This is a genomic window from Streptomyces sp. NPDC002776, from assembly GCF_053592195.1.
In genome coordinates, this window is sequence record NZ_JBSFVG010000002.1 from 614,755 (window position 1) to 636,137 (window position 21,383).

Sequence of the window (21,383 nt, forward strand, 5' to 3'; positions counted from 1 at the left end):
CGCTCCCCACGGCGTCTTCGATCGTGATGCACCCGCCGGCAGAGCTCGCCACCCGCCCCGGCACGCGCACGGCCCCCCTGCGGAAGCACCCCTTCCGAATCCCCCTGCTCGCCACCCTCCCGCTACTGCCCCTCTACGCCCTGTGGTGGTCCCTCCTCGCCACCGGCGGCGGCGACCTCGCGGCCCAGCTGGCCTGGGCGGACTTCGCCTCCCGACACGGCGGTTCGGCCTACAGCCTGGTCTGGTACGGCGGGATGCACACCGCCAACTACAGCCTGCTCTCGCCGTACTTGATGGCGGCCCTCGGCGTGCGCACGGTCACCGTCGTCTCCGGGCTCGCCGCGTCCTGGCTGGCGGCCGTCCTCATCACCCGCACCGGCGTCCGACGCCCCCTCGGCCCGGCGCTGCTCGCCTCGCTCGCCCTGTGGTGCAACGTGGCCTCGGGCCGCACCACCTTCGCCCTCGGCGTCGCGTTCGGCCTCGCCGCCTGCCTCCTGCTCACCCGGGAGCGCCGCATCACCCTGGCGGTGGCGTACGCGGTCCTCGCGACCATGGCGAGCCCGGTGGCGGGCCTGTTCCTGGTGGTCGTGGGCGCGGCGATGCTGCTCGTACGGGACTGGGGGCGGGCGCTCGCCCTGCTGGTGCCGCCCGCCGCGGTCGTCGGCGTGACGACCCTGCTGTTCCCCTTCAGCGGCGAGCAGTTGATGCCCCCGGCGCGGGTCTGGCCACCGGTCGTCCTCGGTCTCGCGGTCACCGCGCTGGCGCCGCGTGCCTGGCGGGTCGCCCGGTGGAGCGGCGCGGTCTACGCGGCCGGGACCGTCCTGACGTATCTGATCCCCTCCCCCGTCGGCACGAACGTCGAGCGGTTCGCGGAGCTGTTCGCGCCCGCCGTGCTCTCGGCCGCCCTGCTCGGCGCGCCCGGCCTGGCCAGGGTGCGGCGGAATCTGCTGGTGGCGGCGCTGGTCTTCTCGGTCGCCTGGGTCGGCAAGAAGACCGCCGACGACCTGGTGGTCTCCACGACGGTGCCCGCCTGGGCCCAGGAGACCGGCGGAGTCGTCCGGGCCCTGGAGGTCCTCGGCGCCGACCGCACCCGGGTCGAGGTCGTCCCGGCCCGCAACCACCGCGAGGCCGTCGAACTCGCCCCGCACATCACCATGGCCCGCGGCTGGAACCGCCAGCTCGACATGGAACGGGCCCGCCTGTTCTACGACGGCACCTTCGACGCCGCCAACTACCGTGCCTGGCTCAACCGGTGGGCGGTCGGTCTGGTGGTCCTGCCGCTCGGCAAGCCCGACGGGTACGCCGAGGCCGAGGCGCGGCTCATCAGGGAGCGGCGGCCCGACTGGCTGGAGCCGGTATGGCGGGACGCGCACTGGCGGATCTACCGGGTGCGGGACGCCGTACCCCTGGTGTCGGCGCCCGCGACCGTCGTGCGGTCCTCCGGCGCCGACCTCGTCGTCCGGCTGCCGCGCGCCGGTTCGGTGACCGTGCGGGTGGCGTACTCGCGCTGGCTGCGCGCGGAGGGCGGATGCCTGTCCCGGCAGGGCGAGTTCACCCGGCTGACGGTGAACTCGCCCGGCGCGTACCGGATCAGCTCGGAGTACGGTCCTTCAGCGGCTCGCTGCTGACCTCCTGCGCCGTCACCGGCCGGGCGCGCGGGCCCTGGAGCAGATACGTCAGGCCGAACCCGGCGCCGACCACCGCGGCGCCGCCCACCGCGTCCAGCACCCAGTGGTTGCCGGTGACGACGATCGCGGTGAGCGTGAAGAGGGGATGCAGGAGCCCGAGGGTCTTCATCCACGCCTTCGGCGCGACGATCGCGATGACCAGACCGCACCACAGCGACCAGCCGAAGTGCAGCGACGGCATCGCCGCGTACTGGTTGGTGAGCGCGGTGAGCGTGCCGTAGTCCGGCTTGGAGAAGTCCTGCACGCCGTGCACGGTGTCGATGATCCCCAGGCCCGGCATCAGCCGCGGCGGGGCCAGCGGGTAGAGCCAGAAGCCGACCAGGGCGAGCAGGGTGGCGAAGCCGAGGGCGGAGCGTGCCCAGCGGTAGTCGACCGGGCGGCGCCAGTACAGCAGGCCGAGGACGGTCAGCGGGACCACGAAGTGGAACGACGTGTAGTAGAAGTCGAAGAAGTTGCGCAGCACGTCGACCTTGACCACGGCGTGGTTGAGCGTGTGCTCGATGTCGAGGTGCAGGAAGCGTTCGAGGTCGAGGATCTGCTGCCCGTGTTCCTCGGCCCGCTCCCGGCCCGCGGAGTTGCTGCCCCCGGTCGCGGCGAGGCGGACCTTGGAGTAGGCGGCGTAGGTGACCCGGATCAGCAGCAGTTCCAGCAGCAGGTTCGGACGGGCCAGCACCCGGCGCAGGAACGGCAGCAGCGGCACGTGTTTGAAGCGGGTGGGGACGGGATCGGCGTACGGCGTGGGCAGCGGTGCCTGGTAGTAGGGCGAGGTGCGGGACAGGAACGGCACGAAGGTGGCGGCGGCGAGCGCGGCCAGCAGGACGACGTTGTCCCGCAGGGGGTACAGGGCCGCCATGTTCGGCAGCATCATCTTCGCCGGGAGGGTCATCACCAGCACGACGGCGACCGGCCACACATACCGGTCGGAGGCCTTCTTGCCGACCCGGCCGACGACCGCGAGGAGCACCCACAGCAGTTGGTGCTGCCAGGCGGTGGGCGAGGCGACGATGGCCGCGCAGCCGGTGATGGCGACGGCAAGCAGCAACTGTCCGTCCCGGGCGTAGCGCACGGCCCGGCGCACCCCGAGGGCGGCGACGGTCGCGGCGAGCACCAGGAACAGCGCGATCTCCAGCGGCCCGTCCAGGCCCAGCCGCAACAGGGCGCCGTGCAGCGACTGGTTGGCCAGGTCGTCGGCGCGTCCGCCGAGTCCGGTGCCGGCCATGTGGTGCACCCAGTAGGTGTACGAGTCGTGCGGCATCGCGGCCCAGGCGAGCAGGGTCGCCGCGGCGAAGGTCGCGCCGGTGGCGGCGGCGGCCCGTCGGCGGCCGGTGAACCACAGCAGGGGCGCGAACAGCAGCAGCGTCGGCTGCAGCGCGCCGGCCACGCCGATCAGCACGCCGCCGGCCCGTTGCCCCCGTACGGCGAAGCAGCCCGCCAGCACCAGCAGCACCGGGATGATGCTGGTCTGGCCGAGCCAGAAGCTGTTGCGCACCGGCAGCGACAGCATCAGCAGGCTGACCGCGAGGGGCGCGGCGAGCAGGGAGGTCCGGCGGCTGACGGGCTGCGGCAGGGCGCGTGCCGCCAGCAGGCCGAGGGCGACCACCAGGAGCAGGGTGCCGAAGGTCCAGCCCCAGCCGAGCGTCTGCTCGGCGGACTTGGTCAGCGGCTTCAGCACAAGTCCCCCGAAAGGGGTGCCGGTGAACCGCGTCGAGTCGTACAGGGAGCCGTTCACATGCAGGACGCCGTCCGGACCGACCCAGGTCTCCAGATCCGTCAGCCGCTCCCCGCGGGGCGTGCTGAGGACGACGGCCACCTGCCGTACCGCGAGGACGGCGGCGACCAGCCACAGGCCGATACGGGCCGCGCGCAGGCGTGCCCGGGCCGTGCCGGCGGCCGTCGCTCCGAATCCTTCCGCCGGTGGCCCGCTGTGCTCCGCATTCGCCACGCCTCGTCGGCCTCCCGCCCCGTCAGTCCCACGCGTCGCGTGGCATGTGAGATCCCGTCACGAACCCTATGGGGCCCGTATCACCCCCGGAAGAGACGCAGGCAACCGTCGATTCACCTGACGTCCGCTCTGCTTTTGTCCGAATGACGATAGTCCCGAGCCGGACATGTCCCCTGCCAACGGCACAAGACGGCTATATTCCTTAGCGGCGCTACTTAGCCGCTCTAACTAGCCATAGGAAGGCACAGGTACATGAGCGATTCGCAGCTCTGGGACGCCGTGGACGACTACTTCACCGCCCACCTCTCGCCCGACGACGAAGCGCTGCGGGCCGCCCTGCGCGACAGCGAGGCCGCGGAGCTCCCGCAGGTGGCCGTCTCCGCCCCGCAGGGCAAGCTCCTCCACCTGCTGGCCCTGACCCAGGGCGCCCGGACCATCCTGGAGATCGGCACCCTCGGCGGCTACAGCACCATCTGGCTGGCCCGCGCGCTGCCCGCCGACGGGCGCCTGGTCTCCCTGGAGTACAGCCCGAAGCACGCCGAGGTGGCCTGCCGCAACATCGCCCGGGCGGGCCTGGAGAAGGTGGTCGACGTCCGCGTCGGCGCGGCCCTGGAGTCCCTGCCCCAGCTGGCCGACGAGAACCCGGCCCCCTTCGACCTGGTCTTCATCGACGCCGACAAGGCGAACAACGCCCACTACGTGGAGTGGGCGCTGCGGCTCACCAGCGCGGGCAGCCTGATCATCGTCGACAACGTGGTGCGCGGCGGCCGGGTCGCGGAGGCGGACAGCCCGGCGGCGGACGTCCAGGGCACGCGGGCGGCCGTCGAACTGATCGGCGGCCACCCGCGATTGAGCGGTACGGCGATCCAGACGGTGGGCAGCAAGGGCTACGACGGTTTCCTGCTGGCGCGGGTGCTGGCGTAGGGCACTTTCCGGCCAGTGGGCTAAGCCTCGTGGTAGAAGCCGACGTTGACGCTGCGCGGCGCGGTGCGGTCCCGTACGACGATCTCGCCGCTGCCGCCCCGGGGCAACGGCAGGGTGCCGCCGTAGGCGAGGGCCTGGGCGTAGGCGCCGATGGCGATCCGGACGTCGGAGGACGGGTCGGGCTGGGAGCCGCGCAGCCAGGTCACCTGCCAGTTCCCCTCCGGCCCGCACAGGAACTCCAGGTGCACCCGGGACACGAACAGCCAGTCGTCGGGCGTGGCCAGCCGGCACACCGACTTGTCGCGGCCCACCCGGAGCACGGCGCCCGGCTCGCTGGGCGCGTCGGCCATGAGCATGCCGGCCGTGGCACCCTCCTCCGCCGCGGTGACGGCGGCCATGGTGAGTTCGAGCACGTGCGTCCTCCTGAAGTGTCCTTACACAGCGGCCGCATGATAAATCGCCCGGCCCTACCCTGTCCGGCACAATGGAGTCATGACCGAGCGAAAGCCACCGGGCGTCCCGTTCGAGTCCTGGGTGGACAAGCAGATCCGGGATGCCGAGAGACGCGGCGACTTCGCCCGTCTCCCCGGCGCGGGGCGGCCGTTGCCGCCGGGCACGGACACGACGTACGACGAACTGTGGTGGGTCAGGCAGAAGATGGCCCGCGAGGGGCTGTCGGTGCTGCCGCCGACGCTCGCGCTGCGCAAGGAGGCGGAGGACGCTCTGGAGGCGGCGCTGAGGGCGCCCACCGAGCGGCTGGTCCGGAAGATCGTCACGGACATCAACACGAAGATCCGCGAGATGATGTTCAAACCGCCGCCGGGCCCCCCGCTCGGGAAGAAGCCGTACGACGTCGAGGACGTGGTACGACGGTGGCGGGAGGCCCGGTTCGCGGATCCGTCGGACGCCTGAGGGCGTCAGACGCGCAGCAGCCGGTCGGCCAGCTCGCGGTAGTCGCGCAGCGCGAGGCGGAGCTGCTCGGTGTCGGCGGAACGCTCGTCGCCCTGCCAGGAGCCGCGCAGGGTGCGCCGCCGCTGGGTGAGCGCGTCGGTGAGCCGGCCGGTGAGCTCCTCCAGCGCCTGGTCGGCTTCCTCGACGGAGGCCCGGGGCTCGTCGACGAACCCGGTCATGGCGTGCTGGAGCCGGGTCTCGAGCTTGTCGTATTCCTCACGGGGCAGCAGCGGGGTCGTCTGGCCTGCCTGGCCGGTGTGGCCTGCCTGGCCGGTCGTGCGGCCGGTCACCGCGCCCCCGCCGGTGGTGGCGGTCGTGGCGCGCGTGGGGTCGGCCGTGTGGCCGCCCACCGCCGGGTCTCCGCCCGGCGTGCGGCCGGTGCCCGTGCCGCCCATACCGGCGCCGGCGCCTATGCCCGCGCCTGTTCCTGTACCGCGTGTCGCATCCGTCATGTCACTCAGCTCCCCTTCGCGTGACGCCTGGTGATCGCCCACGGAGCGTGGTGACCGTCAGTGGGCTTGGCCGACTCCTCCCGAGCCGGCCGGTGACGCTTGTTCTCGGACTGCCCCACCAGCTCCTCGAAGAGCAGCCGGGCCTCGATCATGGCCTCGCGCATCTCCTCGGTGCCGGCGGTGCCGCTCTGCCCGACCGCGGCCATCCCCGCGCCTCCGCCCGCTCCGGCGTGCGCGGCGCGGTGGACGCGCCGGTAGCCGTCGACGTGACGGGCGTGGTGGACGGAGAGCGCGGCGAGCTGCTCCTCGTACCGACCGCCGTCCGGGAAACCCTTGGCCCCTGCCAGCTCGGCGAGCAGCTGGTCGGCCTCGCTCACCGCCTGCTGCGGGGAGTCGACGAAGTGTTCCTGGGCAGCCGCCCAGCGCGCCTCGTACTGCTGCCGCTGCGCGGGCTCCAGCGGGCGCTCGTGCAGCGAACCGTGCCGCTGCACCCGCTCGGAGAGCTCGCGCTCCGCGGCCTTGGTGTCACCGTCGTGCCGGGCAACGGCCCGGTCGTACTCGGGGCCGAAACGCCCCTTGAGGCTCCGACCCCCCTGCCCGCCTCGTCGAGCGCGCAGGAACAGGACGGCCGCGACGATGAGAACGGCCGCCACGATCACGATCAGAGCGATGATCAGACCTGTGGACATGTATGCCTTCCGGGGTTCTCGACCCAACCGGTCCTCCCTGCGAACCGGTACACGCTCCGGGTTGCCCCGACTTACCTCCTCAAACGGCGGCGCCCGACAATGACGGCCATGACCTGGACCATCACCCCGGAACCCCCTGACTCCCCCACCGCCACAGCCCTTTGGCGGGCGTACTACACGGAGGTCAGCGACCGCTACTACCTGCTGCACGAGGGCCGCCGCACCGACCCGGCCGAGCTGGAGCGGGAGATCGCGGCCCCGACCTGGGACGAACTCCGGCCGCCGAAGGGGCGGCTGCTGGTGGCGCGGTTCGCCGGGGAGGCGGCCGGGACGGCGGGTGTACGGCTCCTTCCCGACGGAGTCGCCGAGCTGAAGCGGGTGTTCGTGACGGAGTCCCTGCGCGGCAAGGGCGGCGCCCCGCTGCTGGTCCGGGCCGCCGAGGAGGCCGCCCGCGCGATGGGCGCGGTCCGCATGATCCTCGACACCCGCAGCGACCTGACCGAGGCCCGGGCCCTGTACGCGCGCCTCGGGTACACCGAGACCGAGCCGCACAACGACGACCCCTACGCCGATCACTGGTTCACGAAGAACCTCGGCTGACCCCGGGCGCCGGGCCGTTGCGGGGCTGTTCGCCGGCCGAGCCGCACAGTTCGGCGTTGAGTTCCTTCACCAGCTGCGCCAGATCGGTCGGCCGGTCCGGGCCCCACCAGTCGCCGAGGAGTTCGGCCAGGGAGTCCTCCCGGGCCTGCGAAAGCCGCTCGGCGACCTCGCGCCCCTGGTCGGTCAGGACGAGGTCCAGGCCCTCGCGCCTGGCCAGCCGCCGTTCCTCGACCTGGCGGGCGGCGGCGAGGATCACCGCCAGGGGGACGGTGCTGCGCTCGGCGAGCTGCCCGGGCTCCACCCACCCGTACCGCCTGATGCGCAGCAGCAGCCAGCTCGCCCCGGGGAGCAGGTCGTACCCGGCCCGTTCGGTGATGCTGCGGTAGATCTCGCGCCGCCCCTCCCGGGTGCCCAGCACCGACAGCGCACGGCACACCTCGTCGTACGACGACCGCTGCACCGGGTTGCTGGCCAGCGTCTCGGTGACGTCCGGGGCGGTGACCGAGCCGCGCAGCTTGTCCTCCTTGAGGAACCAGGCCAGCACGAAGCCGACGAGGGCGACGGGGGCGGCGTACAGGAAGACGTCGGTGATGGAGGTGGCGTACGCCTCCACCGCGCCGGGCTGGAGCGCGGCGGGAAGTTCGGTGATGCCGCGCGGGTCGGCCTCAAGGGCGTCCACCGAGACGCCGGGGGGCAGTTCGGCGCTCCGGAAGACGTCGGCGAGCTTGTCGTCGAGGCGGCTCGCGAAGACGGTGCCGAAGATGGCGACGCCGAAGGACGCCCCGATGGACCGGAAGAAGGTCGCGCCGGAGGTGGCGACGCCGAGATCCTCGTACGCCACGGCGTTCTGCACGATCAGCACCAGCACCTGCATGACCAGGCCGAGGCCGAGCCCGAAGACGAAGAAGAAGGTGCTCATCACGGCCGTGGAGCTGTCCACGTGGAGCTGGTGCAGGAGCAGCAGCCCGAGGGCGGTCACGCCGGTGCCGGCGATCGGGAAGACCTTCCAGCGCCCGGTACGGCTGACGATCTGCCCGGAGGCGGTGGACGCCAGCAGCAGCCCCAGCACCATCGGCAGCATGTGCACCCCGGACATGGTCGGGGTGACGCCCTGCACGACCTGGAGGAACGTCGGCAGGTAGGTCATCGCGCCGAACATGGCGAACCCGACGATGAAGCTGATGACGGCGGCGAGGGTGAAGGTGCGGATCCGGAACAGCTTCAGCGGCAGCACCGGTTCGGCGGCCCGGCGCTCGGCGGCCACGAAGGCGACGGCGAGGACGACCCCGAGCACGGCGAGCGAGACGATCTGCGGTGAGCCCCAGCCCCAGGTGGTGCCGCCGAGCGAGGCGACGAGCACCAGGCAGGTGGCGACGGCGGCGATGAGGGAGGTGCCGAGATAGTCGATGACATGGCGCTCGGTGCGGCGCGGGATGTGCAGCGCGGCGGCGATGACGGCGAGGGCGACGACCCCGACGGGAAGGTTGATGTAGAACACCCACCGCCAGCTCAGATGCTGCGTGAACAGCCCACCCAGGAGCGGTCCGAGCACACTGGTGGCGCCGAAAACGGCCCCGAACAGCCCCTGGTAGCGCCCGCGTTCGCGGGGTGAGACGAGGTCCCCGACGATGGCCATGGACAGCACCATCAGCCCGCCGCCCCCCAGCCCTTGCAGTGCCCGGAAGGCGATGAGCTGCGGCATGTCCTGCGCCATGCCGCACAGCGCGGACCCGACGAGGAAGATCACGATGGCGGTCTGGAAGAGCCGTTTGCGCCCGTACTGGTCGCCGAGTTTGCCCCACAGCGGCGTGGCGGCGGTCGAGGCCAGCAGATAAGCGGTGACCACCCACGAGAGGTGGTCCATCCCGCCCAGGTCGCTGACGATGGTCGGCAGCGCGGTGGAGACGATGGTCTGGTCGAGCGCGGCGAGCAGCATCCCGAGCAGCAGCGCGCCGATCGGGACGAGGACATTGCCCGGCACGTTCTCCTGGACCGCGGTTCCGTGCCGCGTGTGGGTATCCCCGGCCATACGGACCTCCCCAGGCCTCCCGAGGCTCGATGCACCTTCCATCGTGCTGGGTGCGGCCGCGTATGGCCTGTTGAATCCGGAATGCGCAGCCGAACCGGGGGCGCGTCGACGACGCCGTGAAGAAAATCTGCATAATCTCTGGAGTTCGCGAGGGGAGTCGCGAGGGGGAAGGGACGAACAGGTGACAGACCACGAGGACCACGGGTGCCCGGAGTGCGGGGCGGCCAGGGGGGCCGACCGCACGCCGTCCTGCGCCTGCACGCAGCGCGCGTCCGAGGCCCTGCGCGACGCGCGCGAGGCTCAGGCAGCGGCGGCGGAGGACTTCGATCCGCTGCGGATACGGCCGTACGTCGAGCTGGACGGCACGGAGGCGGACCCGGGGGCGACGATGCCGCTGCACACGCCCCTGGCACCACCGCCGGCGGAACCGAACGCGACGGACATCGACCTGTTCGAGGCCCCGCCCGAGTCTCCGGCACCCGCGCAGCAAGGGACGGGACGCCCCAGGGGCCGCCGCAGGACGGTGGCGCTGCTGGGAGCCGCGGCGGCGATGGTCGCAGTGGTGGCGGCGGCGGGCATGGCGAGCGGCCTGTTCAGCTACGAGTCCCCCACCCGGGACACGAGTCTCCCGGAGGCGGTACGGGCGAGCGTCCCGGACCCCACGGCGAGCGAGGCGCCCGAGCCGACCGGCAAGTCGGCGTCCCCGTCCCCCTCGTCCACGTCCGCGAGCCCGTCGGCGACGGAGAGCGCATCCCCCTCACCGTCCGCGACGAGCGCGTCCGCGACGCCGTCCACGTCACCGTCCCCGACGCCCACACCCACCCCGGCCAAGGCCTCCGAGGCCGCCCCCCAGGAAACCGCCGCCGACCCCGCCCCGCCGGTCCTCCGCCGGGGCGACAAGGGCACGGAGGTGACAGAACTCCAGCTCCGCCTGCACCAGCTCTGGCTCTACAACGACGACATCGACGGCACCTTCAACCACCAGCTGGAGAACGCCCTGAAGAACTACCAGTGGAGCCGGGGGGTGGGCAGGGAGAGCCTGGGCGTCTACACCGTGGAGACGAGGGCGAGCCTGGAATCGGAGACGCAGGAGCCGTAGGGGCTTTTCGTGACACGGTCGGCACCCTCAGCCCGTCCGGCGTTTGAGGATGAGGCCCTTTAAGGGCCGAAAGGGGGGTCCGGGGGCGCAGCCCCCAGGGATGGGACGGGTAGGGGCGGCGGGGGCGAGAACAACCAGGCCTCAGCCCACGTACAGCCGCACGCCCCCGCCCTCCACCGCCTCCACCCGCACCTCGTTCAGATCCCGCACCACCACATCAGGCCCATGGAACGAGGCCCGAGGCCCCACCCCCACCACCCGCATCCCAGCCGCCCGCCCCGCCTGAATCCCGGCCCCCGAGTCCTCGAAGACCACACACTCCCCCGGATCCACCCCCAACTCGGCGGCCCCCTTCAAGAACCCCTCCGGATCCGGCTTGCTCGCGCCCACCGACTCCGCGGTCACCCGCACATCCGGCAGCGCCAGCCCAGCCGCCCGCATCCGCGCCGTGGACAGCGCCACATCCGCCGACGTCACGAGCGCATGCGGCACGGAACCACCCCGCAGCGCGGTCAGGAACTCCGCAGCCCCCGGTATCGCGACGACACCGTCCATGTCCGCCGTCTCCTCGGCGAGCATGCGCGTGTTCTCCGCGTGGTTCTGCGCCATGGGCCGCCCGGGCAGCAGCAACGCCATCGAGGCGTACCCCTGCCGCCCGTGGACGACCTTCATGACCTCGTCGCCGTCCAGCCCGTGCCGGTCGGCCCAGCGGCGCCAGATCCGCTCCACGACGGCATGCGAGTCGACGAGGGTGCCGTCCATGTCCAGCAGGAGGGCGCGGGCGGTGAGCACGGCGGTGGACGTCATCGGCAGCTCCAAAGCACGAGGCGGGAAACAAGGTGGTCCCGCCCGCCGGTCAGGGAAAACGGGCGGGAGCCACTTTGTTTCTCTACGGTACAAAACCTTTCCATGATCCCGCCACCACCCCGGCAAAGGTTCACCGACCGTTCAGCTCAGCCGAAGACCGTCCGCGCCCCCGGACGATCCCCCGAAGATCACCCGGCGACGGCCTCGTACAGACTCCACACCCCGAGTCCCAACATCAACAGCGCCGCAATCTGAGTGATCAGCTTCAGCGGCACCCGCTTCATCAGCGCCTTGCCCCCCCACGATCCCCAGCCCCGCCACGGCCCACAGCGCCAGCACCGCACCGAGGCCCACCGACAGCGGATCGTCGTACCGCGCGGCGAGATTCGCCGTCATGATCTGCGTCAGATCCCCGAACTCGGCGACGAGGATCAGCATGAACCCCGCCCCGGAGACCTTCCAGAAGGACTGATTCTCGGGCCGGCGGACCTCCGCCTCGTCCTCGTCCTTCTTCAGCAGCAGCACCGCCGCGCCGCCCAGGAACAGCACACCGGTCAGCGCGTGCAGGATCTGCTGCGGCAGCAGCGTCAGCACGCTCCCCGCAGCCACGGCCAGGGCAACATGCAGCGCGAACGCGGCGGCGACCCCCACGAAGACGTACGACGCCCGGTACCGGGTACCGAGCACGAGCCCCGCCAACGCCGTCTTGTCCGGCAGTTCCGCGAGAAAGACGACGCCGAAGACGAGCGCCATCACACTGAAGCTGATCAAGGTTCCTCAATCGGTCGGGGCCGCCCCACCGAGAGTGCAGTACCTCTTGCACAAAGACACCTCGGCACGGCAGCACACGGAAGATGCACTGCGTTGCCGAAGGTCTCGCTGGCGGGACCCCTGTGACGAGGTCCGCCTCCGGGCGCCGGCTCAGACGAGCTGAGCAGTATGTCGACGGTCCGGCGAAGAGCTACTCCCCTTCTGCGCCGTCCATCTTACGTGATTGTTCGACCGTGAACCTTGTCATGTCATGCACGCGTCATTAACTTCTCACGCAACGCACACCTCCCGGCAACACGGCGTCGCGAGCATTCCCTCGCCCGCACGCCCAACGCCCCCACTTTCCAAGGGAGTTCGCATGCCGAAGTTCTACGCGCGTCGACGCCTGAGCATACTCGCGGCGTTCACCGGTCTCATAGCCTCCGTCGGCCTCGTCAACGGGCCGACCGCCTCCGCCGCCCTCCCCACCCCGGTCAGCGCCGCCACCGCCCGCAGCTACCTCGCCTCGCTCACCGTGACGGCCGAGGACCGCACCGGCTACAACCGCGACCTCTTCCCGCACTGGATCACCCAGTCCGGCGCCTGCAACACCCGCGAGGTCGTCCTCAAGCGCGACGGCACGAACGTCGTCCAGGACTCCGCCTGCGCCGCCACCAGCGGCAGCTGGTACTCCCCCTACGACGGCGCCACCTGGAGCGCCGCCTCCGACGTCGACATCGACCACCTCGTCCCGCTGGCCGAGGCATGGGACTCCGGCGCCGACAGCTGGACCACCTCCCGCCGCCAGGCGTTCGCCAACGACCTGACCCGCCCGCAGCTCATCGCCGTCACCGACAACGTCAACCAGGCCAAGGGCGACCAGGACCCGGCCACCTGGATGCCGTCCCGCACGGCCTACCGCTGCACCTACGTCCGCGCCTGGGTGCAGACGAAGTACTACTACGGCCTGTCCGTGGACTCCGCCGAGAAGAGCGCCCTGACCAGCCATCTGAGCGCCTGCTGAGCCGGAAGACCCCGGAACCTACCCACCGGCCTCCGTCGTTCCGTACCGTACGGGGCGACGGAGGAGTGTGATCACGTGGCCGAACTGCGGCTGGGACCGCTGCTGAGACATGCCGGTGGTTCGTCCGCGACCGTCTGGGTCGAGACGAGCCGTCCGTGCACCGCCGAGGTGCGCGGCGCGGACGGCGCGCACGGCGCGTCCCGCACCTTCCGGATCGCCGGGCACCACTACGCCCTGGTGGAGGTGGCCGGCCTCGCACCGGGCACGACACAGTCGTACGAGGTGTTCCTGGACGGCGCCCGGGTGTGGCCGCTGCCGGACTCCCGCTTCCCGCCCTCGGTGATCCGCACCCCGGCCGCGGACGACACGGTCCGCGTCGCCTTCGGCTCCTGCCGCTGGGCGTCGCCTCCGGACGGCGGGGACGACCCGGTCGGCCCGGACGCCCTGGACACCCTCGCGGCCCGGATCGCGGCGGACCCCGAGGGCGAGCGCCCGGACGTCCTGGTCCTGCTCGGCGACCAGGTGTACGCCGACGAGGTCTCCGAGGACACCCGCCGCTGGCTCGCCGGCCGCCGCGACCTGAGCGAACCCCCGGGCGCCGAGGTCGCGGACTACGAGGAGTACACCCACCTCTACTACGAGTCCTGGCTCGACCCCGAGGTGCGCTGGCTGCTCTCCACCGTCCCCAGTTGCATGATCTTCGACGACCACGACGTCATCGACGACTGGAACACCTCCGCCTCCTGGCTCGCCGACATGCGGGCCACCCCCTGGTGGCGCGAACGCCTGCTGAGCGGCCTGATGTCGTACTGGGTCCACCAGCACCTGGGCAACCTCACCCCGGCCGAGCTGGCCGCCGACCCGCTCTACGCCGCCGTACGCGAGAGCTCCGACGGCACCGACGCGTTGCGCGACTTCGCCATCGCGGCCGACGCCGACCCCGCCTCGGTGCGCTGGAGCTACCGGCGCGACTTCGGCCGCGTACGCCTGCTGATGGTCGACACCCGCGCGGCCCGCGTCCTCGACGAGCAGCATCGCGCGATGCTCGACCCGGGCGAGGCCGACTGGCTGCGCGCGCAGGTCCACGACGGGCCCGGGAGCTACGACCATCTCCTCATCGGCACCTCACTGCCCTGGCTGCTGCCGCATCTGGTGCACTACGCCGAGGCCTGGGACGCCGCGCTGTGCCGGGGTGAACGGGGCGAGCGCTGGGCCCGGTTCGGGGAGCGGCTCAGGCGGGCCGCGGACCTGGAGCACTGGGCGGCCTTCCCGGCGTCCTTCGACGCACTGGCGGAGGCGATCCGGGAGGCCGGTTCGGGGCCCCAGGCGCCGGCGACGGTGTGCGTGCTGTCGGGGGACGTCCATCACGCGTACGTCGCCGAGCCGTCCTGGCCGGGCGACGAGGGACCCGGCGCCCGGGTCGTCCAGCTGACCTGCTCCCCCGTCCACAACTCCATCCCGCTGCACATTCGGCTCGGGTTCCGGTTCGGCTGGAGCGCGGTGGCGCGGGCGCTGGGGCGGCGGCTCGCGGGGCACGGCGGGGTGCCGCGGCCACGGATCGAGTGGCGGCGCACGGGCGGGCCCTGGTTCGGCAACCAGCTGATGACCCTGACCATGCGCGGGCGCTCGGCCTCCCTGCGGCTGGAGCAGGCACGCCCGCAGAAGGGCGGCGGGGCCCGGCTGCAAACGGTCGCGGAGTCCGAACTCAGCCCCTGATCGTCCCTTTTCGGGCGGTTGTCGCGGGCGTGGCACCCGATATCCCAGTTGCCAGTGAGGCATCCCACAGTCGCCCCACCCCGGGCCCGGATCCACCCCCTCCCGACGGCATGATGAGGCGGACCGTCCGCTTCCAGTGGAGGCGGCGGCCGTCCGCCCATGCGCCCCACCGCCCGGGAGTCACCCTCTTGTCTGCACCGACCACGGACCCCCTGCCGCTCTCCGTCGCCGTGGTCGGCGCCGGCCCGCGCGGCACCAGCGTCCTGGAACGCCTGTGCGCCTCCGCCCCCGAACTCCTCCCCCCGGGCGCCCGGCTGACAGTCCACGTCGTCGACCCCGCCCCGCCGGGACCCGGACGCGTCTGGCGCACCGCCCAGTCGCCCGAGCTGCTGATGAACACCGTGGCGAGCCAGGTCACCCTGTTCACCGACGACAGCGTCGACTGCTCGGGCCCCCTGCGCCCGGGCCCCAGCCTGCACGAGTGGGCGGCCGGCGCCCTCGGCCCCGACGAGTACCCGACCCGCGCCCACTACGGCCGCTACCTGGAGTGGGTGTTCGCCCGCACGGTCCGCGAGGCACCGCCCACGGTCCGCGTCGAGACCCACCCGGCACGGGCGACCCGCCTCGACGACGCCCCGGACGGCCGCCAGACCCTCACCCTCGACAACGGCCGCACCCTGACCGGCCTGTCGGCGGTCGTCCTCGCCCAGGGCCACCTCCCGACGGCACCGGACGCCGCCGAGCGCGCGACGACCGCGTACGCCGAGCAGCACGGCCTGCGCCACATCCCGCCCGCCAACCCGGCCGACGTCGACCTGTCGGCCGTACTCCCGCACGAGCCGGTGCTGTTGCGCGGTCTGGGTCTCAACTTCTTCGACCACATGGCCCTGTTGACCACCGGCCGTGGCGGCCGCTTCGTCCGCGCCGGGCAGGTGTTGCGGTACCTGCCCTCCGGCAACGAGCCCCGCCTGTACGCCGGTTCCCGGCGCGGCCTGCCCTACCAGGCGCGCGGCGACAACGCCAAGGGCCCCTACGGCCGCCATCTCCCCCTGGTCCTCACCCCCGAGGTCATCGCCGCCTTCCGCAAGCGCGCGGACTCCGGCGAGGCCCCGGACTTCCTCGCGGAGATATGGCCGCTGGTGGCGAAGGAGGTGGAGACGGTCTACTACGGGGCGCTGCTCTCCCCCGCCCCGGACTTCACCGACCGCTTCCTCGCCGCCCCGCACCGGAGTCCTCAAGAGCGGGATGTGCTGGACGAGTTCGGGGTTCCCGAGGAGAAGCGCTGGTCCTGGGACCGGATCTCCCGGCCGTACGAGGGACTGGACTTCGCCGACCCCCACGCGTGGCGCGCCTGGCTGCTGGCCTACCTGCGCGAGGACGCCGCGCAGGCCGCCCTCGGCAATACGGCGGGCCCGCTCAAGGCGGCCCTGGACGTGCTGCGCGATCTGCGCAACGAGCTGCGGCAGATCGTGGACCACGGCGGACTGGCCGGCGCCTCCCGCCGGGACCACCTGGACCGCTGGTACACCCCGCTCAACGCCTTCCTCTCCATCGGCCCGCCCCGGCGCCGCATCGAGGAACTGGCGGCCCTGATGGAGGCGGGCGTGGTCCAGGTCCTCGGGCCGCGCCTGGAGGTCCGGGAGGAGGACGGGGCATGGGTCGCGCACTCCCCGGCCGTGCCGGGATCGGCGGTCCGGGTCACCACGCTGGTCGAGGCCCGGCTCCCGGAACCGGACCTGCGCCGCACGGCCGACGACCTCCTCGCCCGGCTGCTGAAGACCGGACAGTGCCGTCCGCACACGGTCGACGGTTACGAGACCGGCGGCCTGGACGTGACCGCCCGCCCCTACCACCTGATAGACCGTCAAGACCACGCACACGCGCGCCGGTTCGCCTTCGGGGTACCGACCGAGGGAGTCCACTGGGTCACCGCGGCCGGTGCCAGACCGGGCGTGGACTCGGTCACCCTCTCGGACGCGGACGCGGTGGCAAGGGCCGCACTGCGTACCGCCGCGACGGAAGCAGCACCCCCAGCCACTCCTCATACGGCACTCGCCACAACCAGAGGGTGCGCGTGAGACGGCGGCCCGGGTGGCGCTCGGCGCGGGCCCGCGCAATCCCGCCCCACCGGGAACAGACGCCGCCGTCCGAGCGCGGCGACATTGGCCCGCACTGCCGCCACGACGGCGGATCCGAATGCGCCACTCGCCGACACCCCGGCGCACCCCGGCCCCAGCGGGGACGGCCGCTCCGCGCACCATGAAGCCGCGAAGAAAACGGCCCCGCAGCCCGGCCGATCCAGCACCCCCCGGCACCGAGGCGCCTGCACAGCCCCGCCCCAGCCGGGACGGCCACCGTCATCCATGGACCGCGCACCATAGCGCCGCGAACGAAACAGCCCCGCAACCCAGCCGAATCCGACACCCGCCGACACCACGGGGCCCGCATGGCCCCACCCCAGCCGGGACGGCGCTGCCGTCCGCGGGCCGCGTTCCGTAGGGCCGCGGAGGCGGCGCGCCCGCAGCCCGGCCCCATGCTGCACTCGCGAGCAACATGGGGCACACGTGACGCCCCAATCAGCGTGGGCTCAGGCGGCCCAGCCGAAAGGCACCGTGAAGCAGCCGACCCGGCCGCCCTTGCTGCCCGGCTCCTGGTGCAGGACGACGGAGGAGGCCTCGCCCTGCCGGAAGCCCCAGTTGTGCCGGGCCCGCGCCTCGCCCGCCCCGCGCTCGTCGGCCGTGAAGTCCAGCCAGACCTCGTTCTCGGCGGTCACATGGTGCGGCGCGGAGGAGACCTCGTGCTGGTAGTGCCCGCCGGCGGCGGCCGGATCGGCGCCGCACGGCTTCTGGTGCACATGGACGCCGTACCGGTGACCGGCCTTCATGCCCGTGACCCGCAGCCGCACGCTCGTCGCGCCGCCGGTCGTCATCCGCTGCTCCACCTCGATCCACGAGGCGGCGGGGACCAGCTCCGCGTCGTACGTCAGCGCCGCCGAGCCGACGAAGGCGCCGGGCGGCGCGAACCGCGCGTCCGTCCGCATCGAGTAACCACCGGCGCCGTCACCGCCGCCGACGGCGAGCACGACCGCCGCGAGGGCGCCCGCACATATGCCTGCCACCATGATCTTCCTAACGTCGCTGGATTCAGGACCCCTCTCCGTTGCTACGGGACACCCCGGCCCCCCGCCCGCCGGGGACCGGCAGCCGGGTGAACATCACGTGTTGAACACACGAGCCCCCTGTGAACCACCCGTCACTCCCTGCCGCGTACGCTGTACGACCACGGGGGAAACGGGGAGTCGGGGTGCTGGAGAGTTTCGAAAGTGTTGGATCATTGGCCGCCAGTCCATGGATCTACGGGGCAGTAGCCCTGTCGGTCCTGCTGGACGTGTTCGTGCCGGTCCTGCCGAGCGGCGTACTGGTGATCATGGCCGCCACCGCCGCGGCAGCCGGTACCGCGGCCCAGTTCCCGGACATCCTGGCGCTCACCCTCTGCGCGGCGACGGCGTCCGTCCTCGGCGACCTGGTGGCCTACCGCCTCGCCTGGCACGGCGGCGCCCGCCTGGACCGCGCGATCGCCCGCTCCCGTCGGCTGCGGACCGCGCAGGAACGTCTCGGCGCGACCCTGTCCCGCGGCGGCGGCACCCTGGTCGTCCTGGCCCGCTTCGCCCCGGCCGGCCGCTCGGTCGTCTCCTTCTGCGCCGGCGCCGCACACCGCCGCGCCCGCGACTTCCTGCCCTGGTCGGCGCTGGCCGGCCTGTCCTGGGCCACCTACAGCGTGGCGCTGGGTTACCTGGGCGCGCAGTGGATGGGCGCGGGCTGGCTGGCGGCGGGGGTGTCCCTGGGGGCGCTGACGGCGGCGGGCGCGGGGGCGACGTACCTGATGCGGCGCCGTCCTGCCTGATCCGCGTACCCTGGACACAAGGAAAGGCAAGGGATCGCGTCCCTTGCCACTCTCAACTTATAGCGCACGGGGGGCCTTGCGGCAAGGCCCCCCTCATGCCGCAGAATCGCTCCCTCAACGCCGGTAGCTGCGGAAATGAGTGATTCACGAAGTGAGTGCTTCTCTGTCGATCGACCTGTCCAGTGAGAGTGCGTTCGACCTTCCCGAGCGGCTGGCCGCCAAGGCCGACCCCGCGCTGATCGCCGCCGACGAGCGGCACTTCGCGGCCATCGCGGAGAGCCTGGAGCAGACGATCGCCGAGCTGTCCGACCAGCTCGCCACCGAGCTCAAGGCACCTGGCGGCGCGGGCCGCGCCGCCATGGACCGGGACGCGGAGGTCCACCGGCTCACCGCCCGGCTGCGCGCCCTGCGCCGCTTCGGGCTCGACCTCGTCCTCGGCCACATCGTCACCGCGGACGACCCGGAGCCGGTCTACATCGGCCGCTTCGGCCTCACCGACAGCACCGGCCGCCGACTGCTGCTCGACTGGCGCTCCCCCGCGGCCGAACCCTTCTTCGCGGCCACCCACGGCAACCCGATGGGCCTGGCCAGCCGCCGCCGGTACCGCTGGAAGAGCGGCCGGATCAGCGACTACTGGGACGAGGTGTTCACCGCCGACGCCCGCGAGGGCCACGCCGCCCTCGACGACCAGTCCGCCTTCATCGCCAGCCTCGGCGCCAACCGCTCGGACCGGATGCGCGACGTGCTCGCCACCATCCAGTCCGACCAGGACGCCATCGTCCGCGCCGGATCGCGCGGCGCTCTCGTCGTCGACGGCGGACCCGGCACCGGCAAGACCGTCGTCGCCCTGCACCGCTCCGCCTACCTCCTCTACTCCGACCCCCGCCTCGGCCACCGGCGCGGCGGCCTGCTCTTCGTGGGCCCGCACCAGCCCTATCTGTCGTACGTCTCCGATGTGCTGCCCAGCCTCGGCGAGGAGGGCGTGCAGACCTGCACCGTGCGCGATCTCGTCGCCGAGGGCGCCGAGGCGCCGGAGGAGAGCGACCCGGAGGTCGCGCGCCTGAAGTCGTCCGCGGACATGGTGCGCGCCGTCGAGAAGGCCGTCCGCTTCTACGAGGACCCGCCCACCGAGGGCATGACGGTCAGCACCCCCTGGGCGGACGTCCGGCTCACCGCCACCGACTGGGCCGAGGCCTTCCAGGCCCCGGGGCCGGGCACCCCGCACAACGAGGGACGCGAGCTGGTCTGGGCCGAACTGGTCACCATCCTGCTCGACAAGCACGACGCCGACATCCCGCCCGAGCAGTTCCGCAGGGCGCTGCAGCACGACAGGGAGCTGGTCGAGGCCCTGGACCGGGCCTGGCCGCTGGTGGCTGCCAGGGACCTCGTCGGCGACCTGTGGTCGGTCCCCGCCTATCTGCGGCTGTGCGCGCCCTGGCTCACCCCGGACGAGGTCCGGCTGCTGCAACGCAAGGCGGCCCCGCACGCCTGGACGCTCTCCGACCTGCCGATCCTGGACGCGGCCCGGCAGCGGCTCGGCGACCCGAAGGCGGCGCGCCGCAAGCGCCGGGCGCAGGCCGCCCTCGACGTCCAGCGGGACCGGATGACCCAGGTCGTCGAGAACCTGATCGCGGCCGATCACGACGGCGACGGCCTGATGACCCAGCTGCGCCGCGAGGACTTCCGGCGCAACCTCGTCGACGAGTCCGAACTGACCACCGCCGACCCGGACCTGCTCGCGGGCCCGTTCGCGCACGTCGTCGTGGACGAGGCGCAGGAGCTGACCGACGCGGAGTGGCAGATGCTGCTGCTGCGCTGCCCCTCCCGCAGCTTCACGATCGTCGGCGACCGAGCCCAGGCCCGGCACGGCTTCACCGAGACCTGGCAGGAACGGCTGCAACGGATCGGCCTGGACCGGGTCGAGGTGGCGTCCCTCAGCGTCAACTACCGCACGCCGGAAGAGGTGATGACCGAGGCCGAGCCGGTGATCCGCGCGGCGCTGCCGGACGCCAACGTGCCGACCTCCATCCGCAGTTCGGGCATCCCGGTGGTCCACGGCCCGGTAGCGGACCGGGACCGGATCCTCGCCGAATGGCTGGACGCGAACGACGACGGGATCGCCTGCGTGATCGGCGACCCGTCGTTCGAGGCGACGCCCCGGGTCCGGTCGCTGACCCCGTCGCTGTCGAAGGGGCTGGAGTTCGACCTGGTGGTCCTGGTCGACCCGGAGCGCTTCGGCGAGGGCATCGAGGGAGCGGTGGACCGCTACGTGGCGATGACGAGGGCGACGCAGAAGCTGGTAGTCCTCACGAGCTCATGAGGTGCGGCGGGCGGGCCGGCCGGTGTTCCGAACGGGCCGGCCCGCACCCGCGTGGACAGGAGCTCATGAGGTGTCGTGGGCGTGCTTGGCCTTCATCCGCGCGTCCACCCGGTCCTCCGCGGCGACCTCGGCCCAGAACCGGTGCGTACTGACGAACACCGCGAGTTCGTGCTCGCGCTGCCGGAGCTTCTCCACGGCTGCCTGCTCATCCGCGGTCCAGCCGGGAGAGGCCGGGCGCTCGATCTTCCGCCAGCCGTGGTCGTCGCTGAATCCGTCCAGCGGCTCGACCGACCAGGGCAGCCGCTTGAGCAGGGCCGACAGCTCGGCCCGGACCTGATGCAGCTCCTCCTGACCGGCGAGGAGGTCACTCGGAAAGTCATAGGTCGTAGCCACGGCCGCAATGGTACGCCTGTTCGATTTTGGGTGGCGAGTTGCTTCCCGGGGTTCATTCGAACGGGTGCCTGATCACCGGAGGCACTGGGCGTCGAC

Annotated in this window: 18 protein-coding genes and 1 pseudogene; 10 read left to right on the plus strand and 9 right to left on the minus strand. The window is 72.3% G+C overall.

The genetic code is table 11. The features are described 5' to 3' along the window. Window positions 1-26: 26 nt before the first annotated feature. Window positions 27-1,628: a hypothetical protein gene (locus tag ACWD11_RS06985; RefSeq protein ID WP_451281736.1), complete on the plus strand. Its 1,602-nt coding sequence runs from the start codon at window positions 27-29 to the stop codon at window positions 1,626-1,628. On the opposite strand, the gene ACWD11_RS06990 is transcribed toward ACWD11_RS06985, so the two are convergent. After that, on the minus strand, window positions 1,591-3,630 hold the full coding sequence (locus ACWD11_RS06990; protein WP_389416300.1) for a bifunctional glycosyltransferase 87/phosphatase PAP2 family protein: 2,040 nt from the start codon (window positions 3,628-3,630) through the stop codon (window positions 1,591-1,593). The two genes, ACWD11_RS06985 and ACWD11_RS06990, sit on opposite strands and share 38 nt — an antisense overlap. 252 nt (window positions 3,631-3,882) lie before the next feature. Between ACWD11_RS06990 and ACWD11_RS06995 the strand changes: the two genes are divergently transcribed. Then, complete coding sequence (locus tag ACWD11_RS06995) at window positions 3,883-4,554, plus strand: O-methyltransferase (RefSeq protein WP_389416299.1); 672 nt, start codon at window positions 3,883-3,885, stop codon at window positions 4,552-4,554. 20 nt (window positions 4,555-4,574) lie between these two features. On the opposite strand, the gene ACWD11_RS07000 is transcribed toward ACWD11_RS06995, so the two are convergent. Continuing rightward, complete coding sequence (locus tag ACWD11_RS07000; RefSeq protein WP_389416298.1) at window positions 4,575-4,967, minus strand: hypothetical protein; 393 nt, start codon at window positions 4,965-4,967, stop codon at window positions 4,575-4,577. 79 nt (window positions 4,968-5,046) lie between these two features. On the opposite strand from ACWD11_RS07000, the gene ACWD11_RS07005 reads away from it, so the two are divergent. Next, entirely contained in the window at window positions 5,047-5,466 is a 420-nt protein-coding gene (locus ACWD11_RS07005; RefSeq protein ID WP_389416297.1) for a DnaJ family domain-containing protein, read from the plus strand. A 5-nt stretch (window positions 5,467-5,471) separates the two neighbouring features. Here the strand turns inward: ACWD11_RS07005 and ACWD11_RS07010 are convergent, their stop codons facing one another. Beyond that, on the minus strand, window positions 5,472-5,957 hold the full coding sequence (locus ACWD11_RS07010; RefSeq protein WP_389416296.1) for a hypothetical protein: 486 nt from the start codon (window positions 5,955-5,957) through the stop codon (window positions 5,472-5,474). Between the two features lie 5 nt (window positions 5,958-5,962). Beyond that, window positions 5,963-6,646, minus strand: coding sequence for a hypothetical protein (locus ACWD11_RS07015; protein WP_389416295.1), 684 nt, complete (start codon window positions 6,644-6,646; stop codon window positions 5,963-5,965). A 108-nt stretch (window positions 6,647-6,754) separates the two neighbouring features. On the opposite strand from ACWD11_RS07015, the gene ACWD11_RS07020 reads away from it, so the two are divergent. After that, window positions 6,755-7,246 (plus strand): GNAT family N-acetyltransferase, encoded by a 492-nt coding sequence (locus ACWD11_RS07020; protein ID WP_451281738.1) that lies wholly within the window; start codon window positions 6,755-6,757, stop codon window positions 7,244-7,246. Here ACWD11_RS07020 and ACWD11_RS07025 read toward each other — a convergent pair. Next, on the minus strand, window positions 7,227-9,275 hold the full coding sequence (locus ACWD11_RS07025) for a DHA2 family efflux MFS transporter permease subunit (protein ID WP_451281740.1): 2,049 nt from the start codon (window positions 9,273-9,275) through the stop codon (window positions 7,227-7,229). The two genes, ACWD11_RS07020 and ACWD11_RS07025, sit on opposite strands and share 20 nt — an antisense overlap. Window positions 9,276-9,456: 181 nt before the next feature. Between ACWD11_RS07025 and ACWD11_RS07030 the strand changes: the two genes are divergently transcribed. Next, window positions 9,457-10,374 (plus strand): peptidoglycan-binding domain-containing protein, encoded by a 918-nt coding sequence (locus tag ACWD11_RS07030; RefSeq protein ID WP_451281742.1) that lies wholly within the window; start codon window positions 9,457-9,459, stop codon window positions 10,372-10,374. A gap of 141 nt (window positions 10,375-10,515) precedes the next feature. Here ACWD11_RS07030 and ACWD11_RS07035 read toward each other — a convergent pair whose 3' ends face one another. Together ACWD11_RS07035 and ACWD11_RS07040 are read right to left on the minus strand one after the other, a co-directional pair. Further along, window positions 10,516-11,181 carry an HAD family hydrolase gene (locus ACWD11_RS07035; RefSeq protein ID WP_389416292.1) on the minus strand — a complete coding sequence of 222 codons (666 nt, stop codon included), beginning with the start codon at window positions 11,179-11,181 and terminating at the stop codon, window positions 10,516-10,518. A gap of 188 nt (window positions 11,182-11,369) precedes the next feature. Then, window positions 11,370-11,952: pseudogene (locus ACWD11_RS07040) on the minus strand (TMEM165/GDT1 family protein). 358 nt (window positions 11,953-12,310) lie between these two features. On the opposite strand from ACWD11_RS07040, the gene ACWD11_RS07045 reads away from it, so the two are divergent. The 3 genes from ACWD11_RS07045 (at window position 12,311) to ACWD11_RS07055 (ending at window position 16,749) form a co-directional block, all read left to right on the plus strand. Beyond that, on the plus strand, window positions 12,311-12,955 hold the full coding sequence (locus ACWD11_RS07045) for an HNH endonuclease family protein (RefSeq protein WP_389416290.1): 645 nt from the start codon (window positions 12,311-12,313) through the stop codon (window positions 12,953-12,955). Window positions 12,956-13,030: 75 nt separating this feature from the next. Beyond that, window positions 13,031-14,671 carry an alkaline phosphatase D family protein gene (locus ACWD11_RS07050; protein ID WP_389416289.1) on the plus strand — a complete coding sequence of 547 codons (1,641 nt, stop codon included), beginning with the start codon at window positions 13,031-13,033 and terminating at the stop codon, window positions 14,669-14,671. A gap of 188 nt (window positions 14,672-14,859) precedes the next feature. Next, window positions 14,860-16,749 carry an FAD/NAD(P)-binding protein gene (locus ACWD11_RS07055; RefSeq protein WP_451281745.1) on the plus strand — a complete coding sequence of 630 codons (1,890 nt, stop codon included), beginning with the start codon at window positions 14,860-14,862 and terminating at the stop codon, window positions 16,747-16,749. 509 nt (window positions 16,750-17,258) lie between these two features. On the opposite strand, the gene ACWD11_RS07060 is transcribed toward ACWD11_RS07055, so the two are convergent. Further along, window positions 17,259-17,792, minus strand: a complete 534-nt coding sequence (locus ACWD11_RS07060; RefSeq protein WP_389416287.1) for a superoxide dismutase family protein — start codon at window positions 17,790-17,792, stop codon at window positions 17,259-17,261. A 182-nt stretch (window positions 17,793-17,974) separates the two neighbouring features. Here ACWD11_RS07060 and ACWD11_RS07065 point away from each other — a divergent pair, with 182 nt between their 5' ends. Both ACWD11_RS07065 and helR read left to right on the plus strand, forming a co-directional pair. Next, entirely contained in the window at window positions 17,975-18,574 is a 600-nt protein-coding gene (locus ACWD11_RS07065) for a DedA family protein (RefSeq protein WP_389416286.1), read from the plus strand. Window positions 18,575-18,725: 151 nt separating this feature from the next. Then, window positions 18,726-20,894 carry an RNA polymerase recycling motor ATPase HelR gene (gene helR / locus ACWD11_RS07070; protein WP_389416285.1) on the plus strand — a complete coding sequence of 723 codons (2,169 nt, stop codon included), beginning with the start codon at window positions 18,726-18,728 and terminating at the stop codon, window positions 20,892-20,894. Window positions 20,895-20,957: 63 nt separating this feature from the next. Here the strand turns inward: helR and ACWD11_RS07075 are convergent, their stop codons facing one another. Further along, window positions 20,958-21,287 (minus strand): hypothetical protein, encoded by a 330-nt coding sequence (locus ACWD11_RS07075; RefSeq protein ID WP_389416284.1) that lies wholly within the window; start codon window positions 21,285-21,287, stop codon window positions 20,958-20,960. Window positions 21,288-21,383 lie beyond the last annotated feature (96 nt).